Here is a 13,046-nt window from a genome sequence, read left to right on the forward strand (position 1 = left end):
GCGCCCCGCCGGCGTCCCCCTGACCGCGAGACTGCATCCTCCGGTCGAGACTGCACGCCGCGCACGCAGTTTCGACGGGAGGATGCAGTCTCGCGGCCAAGAAGGGGACCGAAGGGACGGGAGGGGGCGGATGCGGCGGGGCGGGGAGGGACTGGCAGAATCGAACAATGGCCGCGCACCTCCCGCACCTCGCACCCGACCACGCCTGCCTCATCGTCCACGGCACCGACCGCCCCGGCATCGTCGCGGCGGTGTCGGCGCTGATCACCCGGCACGACGGCAACATCGTCGCGTTCGACCAGTACTCCGACGACCCGGTCGGCGGCGACTACTTCCAGCGCGTGGTGTTCCACCGCACCAACCTGACCGCAGCGCTCCCCGAGATCGAGGCCGACCTCGCCCGCACCCTCGGCGACGGGTTCGACCTGCAGTGGTCGGTCACCGACCAGTCGGTCCCCAAGCGCATGGCGATCCTCGCCTCGCAGCAGGACCACTGCCTCCTCGACCTCCTGTGGCGCCACCGCCGCGGCGACCTCCCCGTCACCGTGCCGATGGTCATCTCGAACCACACCACCTCGGCCGAGGACGTCCGCTCCTTCGGGGTGCCGTTCTTCCACGTCCCGTCGGTGAAGGGTCCCGACAAGAGCGCCTCCGAGGCGAAGATCCTCGAGCTCCTGCAGGGCAACGTCGACTTCGTCGTCCTCGCCCGCTACATGCAGATCCTCTCCGGCGACTTCCTCCGCGAGCTCGGGGTGCCGGTGATCAACATCCACCACTCCTTCCTCCCCGCGTTCATCGGCGCCGAGCCGTACCGCAAGGCCAAGGAGCGCGGCGTCAAGCTCATCGGCGCGACGAGCCACTACGTCACGTCCGACCTCGACGAGGGCCCGATCATCGAGCAGGACACCGTCCGGGTCACGCACGCCGACTCGGCGTCGGAGCTCGCCCGCCGAGGAGCGGATGTCGAGCGCCAGGTGCTCTCCCGCGCGGTGCTGTGGCACGCCCAGGACCGCGTCATCCGTCACGGGAACCACACGATCGTCTTCTAGACCGACCGCGCCGGACCGCGCTCAGCCCTCGCCGGTGCGCGCGGCGCGCGGGACCTCCGGCGGCACGGCCTCGAGCAGGCGCCGCGTGTACTCCTCCCGCGGGTTCGCGAAGATCTCCGCGGAGGATGCCGCTTCCACGGCCTTCCCCTCCTTGAGCACGACCACGGCGTGGCTCATCTCCTGCACGATCGCGAGGTCGTGCGCGATGAAGAGGTAGGTGAGGTCCTGCTCGCGCTGGAGGCGCCGGAGGAGCTCGAGCACGTGTGCCTGCACCGAGACGTCGAGCGACGCGGTCGCCTCGTCGAGGATGATCAGCTCGGGCTCGAGGGCGAGGGCGCGTGCGATCGAGATCCGCTGGCGCTGACCGCCGGAGAGCTCGTGCGGGAAGCGCGTGGCGAAGGCCTCGGGCAGCCCGACGAGGTCGAGCAGCTCCCGCACCCGCCGGTCGCGCCCGCGCACGCCCCCGGGCACGAGCCGGTGCACGCGCAGGGGCTCCGCGATCGCGTCGCCGACGCTCCGGCGCGGGTCGAGCGAGGCGAACGGGTCCTGGAACACCATCGCGATGCGGCGCCGTTCACGCCGCGAGGCGCGCAGGACGTCGGAGCCCGCGAGCGTCGCCGTCCCTGCCCGCGGCGCCACAAGGCCGGTGAGCGCTCCCGCGATCGTCGACTTGCCCGACCCGGACTCCCCCACGAGCGCGAGGGTCGTGCCGCGGTCGAGCGTGAACGAGACGTCGTCGACGGCGTGGATGCTCCGATGCCCGGTCGGGGTCGAGATGGTGAAGGAGACGTCGAGCCCCTGCACCTCCAGCAGAGGAGCGGATGCCGCGGGCGCGGCGGGTCCCGCCCCGGCGATGATCCGGGGCCGGGCGCGCAGGAGCTCCCGCGTGTAGTCGTGCCGCGGGTCGGCGTAGAGGTCGCCCGCGGGGCGCTGCTCGAGTGCCGTGCCTTCGCGGAGCACCAGGACGTCGTCGGCGACCTGGCCGATGACCCCGAGGTCGTGGCTGATCCACACGACCGCGGTACCGCGCTCGCGCTGAAGGTCGCGGACGAGCTCGAGGATCTGCGCCTGCGTGGTCACATCGAGCGCGGTGGTCGGCTCGTCGGCGATGAGGAGCGCCGGGTCGCACGCGAGGGCGATCGCGATCATCGCGCGCTGGCGCTGGCCGCCGGAGAACTGGTGCGGGTAGGCGTCGACGCGCTCATCGGGATTCGGCAGGCCGACGGCCTCGAGGAGGTCGATCGCGCGGGTCCGCGCCGCCTTCCCGCTCAGGCGCCGGTGCACCTCGAGCGACTCGGTGATCTGGCGCCCGATCGTGAGGAAGGGATTCAGCGAGGTCGACGGGTCCTGGAAGACGAACCCGATGCGGTCGCCGTGGACGCTCCGGAGGGTCCGCTCCGAGGCGCCGACAAGCTCGATCCCCGAGGCCAGGGCATCCGCCCCGGCATCCGATCCCGACGTGGGGAGGAGGATGCTCGACCCCGACACGCGCGCCCCGGGGGCGTCGATGAGTCCCGTCGCGGCGAGCACCGACATGGTCTTGCCCGACCCGGATTCGCCGACGATCCCGAGGGTCTGCCCGTCGGCGACGTCGAAGTCGATGCCGTGGACGATCTCGCGCGGTCCGATCGAGACCCGCAGGTCCCGCACGCTCAGCACGTTCGCGCTCATCGCGCCCTCCTCGCCTCGATGAGGCTCCGCTGTCGGGGGTCGAGCACGTCGCGCAGGCCGTCCCCAACGAGGTTGAAGGCCAGGGCCGTGACGAAGATCGCCGCGCCCGGGAAGACGCTCATCCACCACGCCTGGCCGAGGAAGCCCTGCGCGGTGAAGAGCATGCCGCCCCACGAGGGGGCGGGCGGCTGGATGCCGAGACCGAGGAACGACAGCGCCGCCTCGGACAGGATCGCGAACGCCAGCGAGAGCGAGGTCTGCACGACGATCGGCCCGGAGATGTTCGGCAGGACGTGGCGGAAGAGGATCGACCACCCGGGCGTCCCCATCGTCTGGGACACCTGCACGAACGGCGAGGTCCGCACCGACAGGGCGCTCGCACGGGCGACGCGGGCGAAGATCGGGGTGTAGACGACGCCGATCGCGATCATCGTCGTCAGCTGCCCGGGCTGGAAGATCGCCACGATCGCCAGGGCCAGCAGCAGCACCGGGAAGGCGAACATGACGTCGACGACGCGCATGAGCGCGGCATCCGCCCATCCGCCGCGGTAGCCGGCGACCGCGCCGATGGCGAGACCCAGGACGAGGGCGAACAGCACCGCGACCACGGCGATCGACAGGGAGGTCGAGCCCGCGACGAGCACGCGCGAGAACACGTCGCGGCCGAGTTCGTCGGTGCCGAACCAGTGCGCGACGCTCGGGGGCTGGAGGGCGTTGGCGACGTCGATGTCGTTGATGCCGTAGGGGGCGAGGATGCCGGAGAACACCGACGCGACGACGATGACGAGCAGCACCGCGGAGCTCGTGACGGTCACGGGGTTCGCCAGCAGCAGGCGCCAGGCGGGGGTCCGCCCGCTCGCGGCGGCGGGGGTCGGGGAGCTCAGCTGGTCGACGCTCATGAGACGCGGATCCTCGGGTCGGCGATGGCGTAGAGGACGTCGACGATGAGGTTCACGATGATGAACATCACCGCCACCAGCAGCACGGCGCCCTGGATGAGCGGGTAGTCGCGGGCGGCGACGGCCTCGTAGACGAGGCGGCCGAGACCGGGCCAGGCGAAGACGACCTCGACGACGACCACGCCGCCGAGGATCGTCGCGAGCTGGATGCCGGCGATCGTGAGCACCGGGACGAGGGCGCCGCGGACGATGTGACGGAAGGTCACGATGTGGCGCGGGAGGCCCTTCGACACCGCGGTGCGGACGTATCCGGACGAGGCGACGTCGATGACGGCGGCGCGGATATAGCGGGTCATGATCGCCCCCGCCACGAGTCCGACCGTCAGGCCCGGGAGGAGCACCTGCCGGAGCCACCCCGCCGGATCCTCGCCGAACGCGACGTACCCGCTCGCGGGGAGGAGGCCGAGGGTGACGGAGAACAGCGAGATGAGCAGCATCCCGAGCCAGAAGTCGGGGATCGAGACGCCGAACTGGCTGGTGAGCCGCACGATCACGTCGCTCAGGCGACCCTCGCGGAGCGCCGAGTAGATGCCGGCGGGCACCGACAGGATGATCGCGATGATGAGACCGACGAGCGCCAGCGAGATCGTCGCCGGCAACCGGTCGAGGAGCGTGACGGTCACCGGCTGGCCGTTGCGGAAGCTCACCCCGAGGTCGCCGGTGAAGGCGCTTCCGAGATAGCCGAAGAACTGCTCCCACAGCGGACGGTCGAGTCCGGATGCCGCACGCAGCGCCTCGTAGGCCTCGGGGGTGTAGCGGGTCCCGAGCGCGAGGCGCACGGGGTCGCCGGGGACGAGCTGGATGAGGGCGAACACCACGATCATCACCCCCAGCAGCACGATCGCCGACGAGAGCAGACGCACGCCGAGGAACCGCGCGATGCGTGCGGGTCTCATTCTCATGTCGTCTGCTCTCGTCGGGTCTCGTGTGCTGCGGGGGGCTCTTCGGCGATGCTCGGGATGCCGCGGCTCAGCCGGCCAGCGACGCCTCGTCGAAGCGGATCGCGCGGTCGGCGCGCGTGGTGTAGCCGGTCACGTCCGGCGACCAGACCTGGATGACCGAGGGGTTGTAGAGGTAGATGTAGCTGGCCTCGTCGGCGATGATCGTCGCGGCCTGGGCGTACTGCTCCTTCCGCGCCTCGGGGTCGGTCTCGATGCGTCCGGCGTCAAGCAGCGCGTCGACCTCGGTGTTGGAGTACTTCTGCGCGTTGCTGGCACCGTCGGTGTGGTGCTGGGCGTAGTAGAAGTCGTCCGGGTCGATGTTGCCGAGCCAGCCCATCATGAGCATGTCGAAGTTGCCGGTGTTCTGCTCGTCGAGCCACGTCGAGAAGTCGGGCTGGCGGATCTCGACGTCGATCCCGAGGGGCTCGAGGTTCGACGCGATGATCTGCGCGGCGGTGACGGTCTCGGGGTAGTCCGAGGTGGCGAGCAGGTCGAGCGTGCCGCCGGTGAAGCCGGCTTCGTCGAGGAGGGCCTGAGCGGTGTCGAGGTCGGTGGAGTACTCGTCGTAGGCGGTGTACCAGACGCTCTGCTCGGGGATCGCGAGCTGGTTCAGCGCCGCGGTGCCGTAGCTGACGGCCTGGACGATCGCGTCGCGGTCGATGGCGTAGGCGAGCGCCTGGCGCACGCGGACGTCGTTCCACGGCTCGCGCGCCTCGTTGAGGGCGAGGTACCAGTAGTCGCTGGAGGGCGTCAGACCGAGCTGGACGGTGTCGTCCGACTCGAGCTCGCTCACCTGCTGGGGCGGCACGACGTCGGTCCAGTGGATGTCGCCGGCGCGGAGGGCGGCGAGGGCCGTCGCGGGCTCGGAGATGAAGCGGTACTCGACGCCGGCGAGCTCGGGGGCGCCGCCCCAGTAGTCGGCGTTGGCAGCGAGGGTGATGCGGTCGCCCGAGGAGTATCCGGTGACCGAGAAGGGACCCGTGCCGATGGGGGCGGTGGTGATGTCGCCCGATTCGACGTTCTCCTGCTGCACGATCGCCATGCCCTTGAAGCCGCCGAGGTTGCTGAGCAGGTTCGGGGTGGGCTGGGCGACGGTGATGACGACGGTGTCGTCGTCGGGCGCGGTGATGTCGGTGATCGCGGCGAACTTCCACGCGTTGGCGAGCTGCTCGTCGATGATGCGGCGGTACGAGTAGACGACGTCCTCGCTGGTGAACTCCGACCCGTCGTGGAAGGTCACGTCGTCGCGGAGGTCGAAGGTCCAGGTGAGCTGGTCGTCGCTGACCTCCCAGCTCTCGGCGAGCGCGGGCTGCATCTCGAGGTTCTCGTCGGGGGCGACGAGGGTGTCGAAGACGTTCTCCAGCACCTCGAAGGCGAAGTACGAGCTGGTGCGCTGCGGGTCGAGCTGGTCGGGCTCGCCGCCGATCGCGGCGATAAGGACGTCGCCGTCGACGCTGTCGGCGCCGTCGATGTCGACGCTCTCACCGGCGGAGCAGCCGGCGAGCGTGAGCGCGGCGACGAGGGACGCCGCGCCGAGTGCGGTGCGCTTGTTCATGGTGTGCCTATCGGGTTGTCGGACGGAACATCATCTCGGGGGCATCATTTTGATGATGATTCGATCAGTATGTGCCACCATGAGGGGACGGGACAAGCCTCCGGCGATCTCGAAACAGAATCTTCACAATCGGCTCCACCCCCGCGAGAGGAACAGATGACCTTCACCGTCCTGGCCCGGCATCCGCAGTCCGGCCTCCTCGGCGCAGCCACCGCGAGCCGCTCGCTCGCCGTCGGCAACGCCGTCCCGGCGGTGCGACCCGGGGTCGGAGCGGTGGCGAGTCAGGCCTGGACGAACCGCGCGCTGCGCGGGCTCCTGCTGGACGCGACGGATGCCGGGGCCGACGCGCAGACCGCGATCGACCGCATCGCGGAGTGGGATGCCGGTGCTCCGCTGCGCCAGGCGCTGCTCCTCCCCGCGCACGGGGCGGGGGCCGCACACACGGGCACGGAGACCACACCGTGGACCGGGCACCTCGTCCTCGAGGACGCGATCGTCGCCGGCAACCTCCTCGCCGGCCCCGGCGTCCTGGACGCCATGCGGGACGCTCTCGCGCCGCTGTGGACGCTCGATGCCGACGCTCCGGATGCCGCAGCGCGCTTCGCCGGTGTACTGGTCGGCGTCCTCGCCGCGGGCGAAGGGGCGGGTGGAGACGTCCGCGGCCGGCAGAGTGCTGCCGTGCTCGTGGCGGGTCCGACGGAGGCCGACGGGACGGTCGATCTGCGCGTGGACGATCACGCCGATCCGCTGGACGACCTCGCCCGGCTCGTCGAGCTGCGGGCAGCGGACCTCCGCGGCACCGTCAGCGCTCGTAAGGCGTGATCACTCACCGTTCGAAGGGCGTGACCGCGCCGAGGACGACGGTCTCGGCGTCGTGCCCGTTGGCCCACCAGTGCGCCTCCGAGCAACCGTAGGTGACGGTGTCACCTGCCTCCAGGCGCACGCGACGCTCGCCCTGCGCGACGACCAGCACGCCGGATTCGACCGTCACCGTCTCGGTGCCGATGTGGCGGAACGGGCGGCTCTCGTTGCTGAATCCCGGGGGCAGGGTCGAGCGGATGAGCTGCAGCATCGATTCCCCGCGCGGAGTGAGCAGCTCGCGCACCGACTGCTGGTCCGCGGGGATGTCGGCGATGGGCGGCATCCGGTGCCCTTGACCGGCCGGGACGACGGCGAGCTCCCCCGCCGGTTCGTCGAGCAGCTGCCCCGCCGGGACCCCGAGGGCGCTCGCGAGGCGGTGGATCGACTGCAGGGACGGATTGCCCATGCCGCGTTCGAGCTGGCTGACGAGGCCGAAGCTGACTCCGGCCTTCTCGGACAGCGCCTGCACACTCAGCCCCAGGCGGCGTCGGGCGTCGCGCACCGCGGCGCCGAGCGTCTGGACCGCTCGCGCCTCCTCGGTCTCGGTCTTCCGGCTCATCCGCTTCACCCTACCCGGGGCCCCGGACCCTCCTAGAAGACGTACTCCATGATGTCCGTGCCGAGGATGCGGAACGCCTCATGGGCGCGCAGGCGATGGGCGATGGAGAGGTCGTCGAAGCAGACGATGAGGGCGTAGGCGACGCCGGCGCGGGGACCACCGAGGACGCCCGCCTCAGCACGGATGCCGACATCCCGACCGGTCTTGTTCACGAAGAGCATCCCGTGCGCATCGTCGTCGTGCGCGAACGGATCGAGACCGGTCGCCGACCCGACGAGGGACAGGTCCTGGTTGAGGCTCAGCCACTCCGCGACCTGGACGCTCACCGCCGGCGAGACCGCGGAGGAGTTCACGAGCGCCGCAAACAGCTCAGCGAGCTCGCGCGCCGACGCGAGCGCGACGTGCGGCGCGTCGTCCGGTCCGCGGTCGTCGCGGAAGCGGTCCATGAGCGCGGTGCGGCGAAGACCCAGCGCCTCGATGCGCGTCCGGACCGCGGGAAGACCCACCCGCTCGAGCAGGATGTTCGCGGCGAGCGCGTCCCCCGCCGCGGCGGCGAGCACCGCGAGATCGGTCAGCGGCAGCGCGGGCGCCTTCAGGTGCCGCCAGATCCCGCCGCCGGGCGTGGCATCGTTCCCGCCGCGGTCGACGATCTCGAGCGGATCGAGCGCACCGGCGGTGAAACCGGCCGCCACGTCGATCAGCAGCGGCACCACCCCGAGGCCCGCGACCGGCAGGGTCAGGTGGTCGTCGCCCTCGAGCACCACGTCGCCGCGGTCGAGGTCGGCCACGTGCACCGCGACCTTCGCCCCCGACGCCGCGACCGACTCCAGCGCCTTCATCGACGGCGCGAACGACCGTCTCCCGACCGCCGCGCGGCGCGGGAGGCGTCGCTCGGTGCGCTTCCGGGCGCTCCGCAGAGGCGCGGCATCCTTTCGGGGTTCGGTGGCCACGCTCGCGCGTCCTTCCTGGGTTTCGCGGGTCAGGCGGTTCGGGTTCCGCCCGGGATCACCAGATCGTCACGCGCTGGTCTGTCGGCAGCCACAGCGCGTCGCTCTCGGTGACGCTGAAGGCATCGTAGAACGCATCGATGTTCCGCACGATCTGGTTGCACCGGAACTCGTTCGGCGAGTGCGGGTCGATCGTCAGCAGGCGGATGGTCTCGGCATCCCGGCCCTTCTGCTGCCAGATCTGCGCCCAGCTCAGCAGAAGGCGTTGGATGCCGGTGAACCCGTCGATCTCGCCGCCGTCGGCCGGCTCACCCGCCTTCTCTAGGTGCAGCGCATACGCCTTCAGAGCGATGCCGAGCCCGCCCAGGTCACCGATGTTCTCGCCGATCGTGAGCGACCCGTTGACCGTGTGCTCCTCGCCGAGGCCGACCGGGGAGAGCGCGTCGTACTGGGCGATGAGGTTCGCGGTGCGCTCTTCGAACGCCGCGCGGTCCTCGGCGGTCCACCAGTCGTTGAGCGCACCCGTGCCGTCGTAGCGGCTCCCCTGGTCGTCGAACCCGTGCCCGATCTCGTGCCCGATGACCGCGCCGATGCCGCCGTAGTTGGCCGCGGCATCCCGGTCCGCCTCGAAGAACGGGTACTGCAGGATGGCCGCCGGGAAGACGATCTCGTTGTACAGCGGGTGGTAGTAGGCGTTGACCGTCTGCGGCGTCATGAGCCACTCGTCGCGGTCGATCGGCTGACCGATCTTCGCCAGCTGACGGTCGTGCTCGAGCACGTGGGCGCGCAGGGCGTTGCCGACGAGGTCGCCGGCGTCGACCGTGAGCCCCGAGTAGTCGCGCCATTTCTTCGGGTAGCCGATCTTCGGGGTGAACGCGTCGAGCTTCTCCAGGGCGCGCTCGCGGGTGGCGGGGCTCATCCACTCGAGGTCGGTGATGCTCCGGCGGTACGCCTCGATGAGGTTCGCGACGAGTTCGTCCATCGCGTCCTTCGCCGCCGGCGGGAAGTGCCGATCGACGTAGACCTTGCCGACGGCCTCCCCCATCGCCGCCTCGACGAAGCTCACGCCCCGCTTCCAGCGCTCTCGCAGCTGCGGGACGCCGGAGAGCTGGGTCCCCGAGAACGCGAAGTTCTCGGCGACGAAGTCCTCCGACAGCAGCGACGCCCACGAGCGGATGACGCGGAAGCGCAGCCAGTCCTTCAGCACCGGCAGGCGCTCGGGGACGAGGATGCCGGCGAGCGCCTCGACGAAGCTCGGCTGCGACACCACGACCTCGGCGAACGCCTCCGCACGGCCCGGGGCCAGCGCGTCGCGCCAGGGCGCGAGGTCGACACCGGCGCGGGCGACGAGGTCGTCCCAGCCGAAGAGGTTGTACGTGGCGACCGCGTCGCGGCTGCGGACGTTGTCCCAGTGGTGGGTGGCGACCTCGGTCTCGAAGGCGAGGATGCGCGCGGCGGCGGCCTCGGCATCCGGCACTCCGGCGAGGGTCAGCATCCGTGCGACGTGCCCCTCGAACACGCGGCGGAGCTCGGTGAAGTTCTCGAGGCGGTAGTAGCTCTCGTCGGGGAGCGAAAGCCCCGACTGCGCGACGAAGGGGACGTAGCGCTGCGGGTCGCCCGGGTCGGCCTCGATGTAGAGGCCGAGCAGCCCGCCGACGCCCTCGCGCTCGAACTCGCCGAGGAGCACCAGGAGCTCCTCGATCGAAGAGACCGCGTCGATGCGGGCGAGGAGCGGATGCAGCGGCTCGGCGCCCAGCTGCTCGATGCGCTCGGTGTCCATGAAGCTGGTGAAGAGGTCGCCGATCTTCCGCGGCTCGGTGCCGGGATCGGCGCTGACGGACTCTTCGATGATCGCGTGGACGTCCTTCTCCGCCTGCTCGGCGATGAGGTGGAACGACCCCCAGCGCGCCTTGTCGTCGGGGATCTCCGTCCGCTCGAGCCACGAGCCGTTCACGTAGCGGTACAGGTCGTCCTGGGGGCGGATCTCGGCGCTGAGTTCGTCCAGCGCGAGGCCGGAGCGGAGGGCATCGGTCATGGGTCCCAGGATAGACACGGCATCCGATGTCTTCGCTGGGTGAACGAGGAGTTCGACCGGCCGTCACCCGCCGGACTCCCGTGTCGGGCGGGGCTTCTAGGCTCGTGGGGTGAGCAGGAGCCCGAGTTCGAGTCCGACGACCCTCAATCGGTCGATCCTCGCGCTCGCCGTCCCCGCGCTCGGCTCGCTCATCGCCGAGCCGCTCTTCCTCATCGTGGATGCCGCGATGGTGGGTCATCTCGGCGTGACGCCTCTCGCGGGGCTCGGCATCGCCTCGGCGGTGCTGCAGACGATCGTGGGGCTGATGGTCTTCCTCGCGTACTCGACGACCCCGGCCGTCGCGCGGCGGTTCGGCGCGGGCGACCCGGGCCGCGCGGTCTCCGTCGGGATCGACGGCATGTGGCTCGCGCTGGGGCTCGGCGGGGTGCTCGCGCTCGGCGGGTCGCTGCTCACCCCCGCGCTCGTCGGGGCGTTCGGAGCGACGGATGCCGTCGCCGAGCAGGCCCGGACCTACCTCGGGATCTCGATGTGGGGTCTTCCCGCGATGCTCGTCGTGTTCGCCGCGACCGGGCTCCTGCGCGGCATGCAGGACACGGTGACCCCGCTGTGGATCGCGGGGCTCGGGTTCGCCGGCAACGCCCTCCTCAACGCCCTCTTCATCTACGGCTTCGGGTGGGGCATCGCCGGTTCCGCCGTCGGCACGGTCGTCGCGCAATGGGCGATGGTCGGGGCCTACGTCGTCGTGATCGGGCGCCTGGCGCGTCGGCACGAGGCATCCGTTCGTCCGCGTCGCGAGGGAGTGTCGGGGTCGGCCCGCTCGGGTGGATGGCTGTTCGTGCGGACGGTGTCGCTGCGCGTCGCCCTGCTCGCGACGGTGGCGGTCGCGACCGGCCTCGGGACGGAGGAGCTCGCGGGCTGGCAGGTGGCGTTCACGATCTTCTCCGCCGCCGCGTTCGCCCTCGACGCGCTCGCGATCGCCGCGCAAGCCCTGATCGGCAAGGCCCTCGGCGCCGGCGACGTGCCGTTCGCGCACCGGGTGCTGGGGCGCACAGTGGCGTGGGGCGCGTGGTTCGGGGTGATCGTGGGGGGTCTCGTCGCGGCACTGTCGGGAGTGATGGGGCTGCTCTTCACCGGGGATGCCGAGCTCGCGGCGCTGATCCAGCCCGCGCTGCTGATCCTCGCCGTCGCGCAGCCGATCTGCGGCATCGTCTTCGTGCTCGACGGCGTGCTGATCGGCGCCGGCGACGTCCGCTACCTCGCCGCCGCGGGCGTGCTGGCCCTTGCGCCTTTCCTCCCCGCACTCGCGCTCGTCGCCGCCCTCGCGCCGGCGGGAACCGTCGGACTCGCGTGGCTCGGCGCCGCGTTCTTCGGCGTCTACATGCTCGCCCGTCTCGCGACCCTCGGCGCCCGCGTCCGCGGTCAGGCGTGGGCCGTCGCCGGCGTCTGACCCCTGGCGCGGCTTCGGCGTCCTCTTCGGCGGGTCCGAGGCGGCCGATCTCGACGGCGCCGACAGCTCTGTCGGTTTCGGGGCGCATTACTGACGCCCAGCCCGCGACGCTGGGATCTCCCCGGTTCACTCGTCGCGTCCTGCGGGTGCGCGGCGCCCTCACCCGCAAGAGGCGCCAACTGAACCGGGGGCGCGTTCGGTGGCGCCTATCTGCGGGTGCGGCGGCGCAGCACCCGCAGATAGGCGCCACCGAACCGGGCACCAGGAGGGCAACACACCGCGGGGGTCAGGCCCAGCGGCGGCACCACTCGTACATCACGACGGCGGCGGCGGCGCTGGCGTTGATCGAGCGCGTCGAGCCGTACTGCGTGATCTCCACGACACCGGATGCCGCGGCCACCGCCTCCGCCGACAGGCCCGGCCCCTCCTGGCCGAACAGCAGCACGCACCGTTCGGGAAGCTCTGCGCGATCCACCGGAACGGACCCCTCGACGTTGTCGACCGCGATCACCGGGAGGCCCGCATCCGTCGCCCAGGCGGTGAACGCCGCGACGTCCTCGTGATGCCGCACGTGCTGGTAGCGGTCGGTCACCATCGCGCCGCGGCGGTTCCAGCGCCGGCGCCCGATGATGTGCACCTCGGCGGCGAGGAACGCGTTGGCGCTCCGCACGATCGAGCCGATGTTCATGTCGTGCTGCCAGTTCTCGATCGCCACATGGAACGGATGCCGCCGCTCGTCGAGATCGGCGACGATGGCCTCCATCGTCCAGTAGCGGTAGCGGTCCTCGACGTTGCGCCGATCGCCCGCGGCGAGGAGCTCACGGTCGTACCGCTCGTCGGTCGGCCACGCGTCCGACCCGCCGGGCCACGGCCCGACACCCACCTCGTGCAGGGCCTCCTGCACGGACTCGGGCACAACTTCGGATGCCGCCTCCCGCACGGGCTCGGCACCGTCGGCGGGCTCGGCGTCGGTCATCGGATCAGCGTATCCGCAGCACGCCCCGCGACACCCGATTCGACCG

The 13,046-nt window shown here is 71.2% G+C and carries 11 protein-coding genes; 3 read left to right on the forward strand and 8 right to left on the reverse strand.

The window, feature by feature from the left end; all coding sequences use genetic code 11:
• Positions 1-167: 167 nt before the first annotated feature.
• Positions 168-1,049 carry a formyltetrahydrofolate deformylase gene (gene purU, locus AB0O93_RS09065; protein WP_363342616.1) on the forward strand — a complete coding sequence of 294 codons (882 nt, stop codon included), beginning with the start codon at positions 168-170 and terminating at the stop codon, positions 1,047-1,049.
• A 21-nt stretch (positions 1,050-1,070) separates the two neighbouring features.
• Here purU and AB0O93_RS09070 read toward each other — a convergent pair whose 3' ends face one another.
• The 4 genes from AB0O93_RS09070 to AB0O93_RS09085 form a co-directional block, all read right to left on the reverse strand.
• Positions 1,071-2,720, reverse strand: coding sequence for an ABC transporter ATP-binding protein (locus AB0O93_RS09070; RefSeq protein ID WP_363342618.1), 1,650 nt, complete (start codon positions 2,718-2,720; stop codon positions 1,071-1,073).
• A complete protein-coding gene (locus tag AB0O93_RS09075; RefSeq protein ID WP_363342620.1) occupies positions 2,717-3,619 on the reverse strand; it encodes an ABC transporter permease in 903 nt (300 codons plus the stop codon). Before AB0O93_RS09075 ends, AB0O93_RS09070 begins: the two co-directional genes overlap by 4 nt.
• Complete coding sequence (locus AB0O93_RS09080; RefSeq protein ID WP_363342622.1) at positions 3,616-4,581, reverse strand: ABC transporter permease; 966 nt, start codon at positions 4,579-4,581, stop codon at positions 3,616-3,618. The genes AB0O93_RS09075 and AB0O93_RS09080 overlap by 4 nt, the downstream gene beginning before the upstream one ends.
• A gap of 67 nt (positions 4,582-4,648) precedes the next feature.
• Positions 4,649-6,175, reverse strand: a complete 1,527-nt coding sequence (locus AB0O93_RS09085; protein ID WP_363342624.1) for an ABC transporter substrate-binding protein — start codon at positions 6,173-6,175, stop codon at positions 4,649-4,651.
• A gap of 156 nt (positions 6,176-6,331) precedes the next feature.
• On the opposite strand from AB0O93_RS09085, the gene AB0O93_RS09090 reads away from it, so the two are divergent.
• A complete protein-coding gene (locus AB0O93_RS09090) occupies positions 6,332-6,997 on the forward strand; it encodes a DUF1028 domain-containing protein (RefSeq protein ID WP_363342626.1) in 666 nt (221 codons plus the stop codon).
• Positions 6,998-7,001: 4 nt separating this feature from the next.
• On the opposite strand, the gene AB0O93_RS09095 is transcribed toward AB0O93_RS09090, so the two are convergent.
• The 3 genes from AB0O93_RS09095 to AB0O93_RS09105 are packed head-to-tail and all read right to left on the reverse strand — an operon-like array spanning position 7,002 to position 10,577.
• Positions 7,002-7,595, reverse strand: a complete 594-nt coding sequence (locus AB0O93_RS09095) for an XRE family transcriptional regulator (protein ID WP_363342628.1) — start codon at positions 7,593-7,595, stop codon at positions 7,002-7,004.
• A 32-nt stretch (positions 7,596-7,627) separates the two neighbouring features.
• On the reverse strand, positions 7,628-8,545 hold the full coding sequence (locus tag AB0O93_RS09100) for a serine hydrolase (RefSeq protein WP_363342630.1): 918 nt from the start codon (positions 8,543-8,545) through the stop codon (positions 7,628-7,630).
• 55 nt (positions 8,546-8,600) lie between these two features.
• Positions 8,601-10,577, reverse strand: a complete 1,977-nt coding sequence (locus AB0O93_RS09105) for a M13-type metalloendopeptidase (protein ID WP_363342632.1) — start codon at positions 10,575-10,577, stop codon at positions 8,601-8,603.
• Between the two features lie 109 nt (positions 10,578-10,686).
• On the opposite strand from AB0O93_RS09105, the gene AB0O93_RS09110 reads away from it, so the two are divergent.
• Positions 10,687-12,024, forward strand: coding sequence for an MATE family efflux transporter (locus AB0O93_RS09110; RefSeq protein WP_363342634.1), 1,338 nt, complete (start codon positions 10,687-10,689; stop codon positions 12,022-12,024).
• A 286-nt stretch (positions 12,025-12,310) separates the two neighbouring features.
• Here AB0O93_RS09110 and AB0O93_RS09115 read toward each other — a convergent pair whose 3' ends face one another.
• Entirely contained in the window at positions 12,311-13,000 is a 690-nt protein-coding gene (locus AB0O93_RS09115) for an RNA methyltransferase (RefSeq protein ID WP_363342636.1), read from the reverse strand.
• Between the last annotated feature and the right edge of the window lie 46 nt (positions 13,001-13,046).

This window comes from Microbacterium sp. NPDC077184 (assembly GCF_040687055.1).
Taxonomy (GTDB): domain Bacteria; phylum Actinomycetota; class Actinomycetes; order Actinomycetales; family Microbacteriaceae; genus Microbacterium.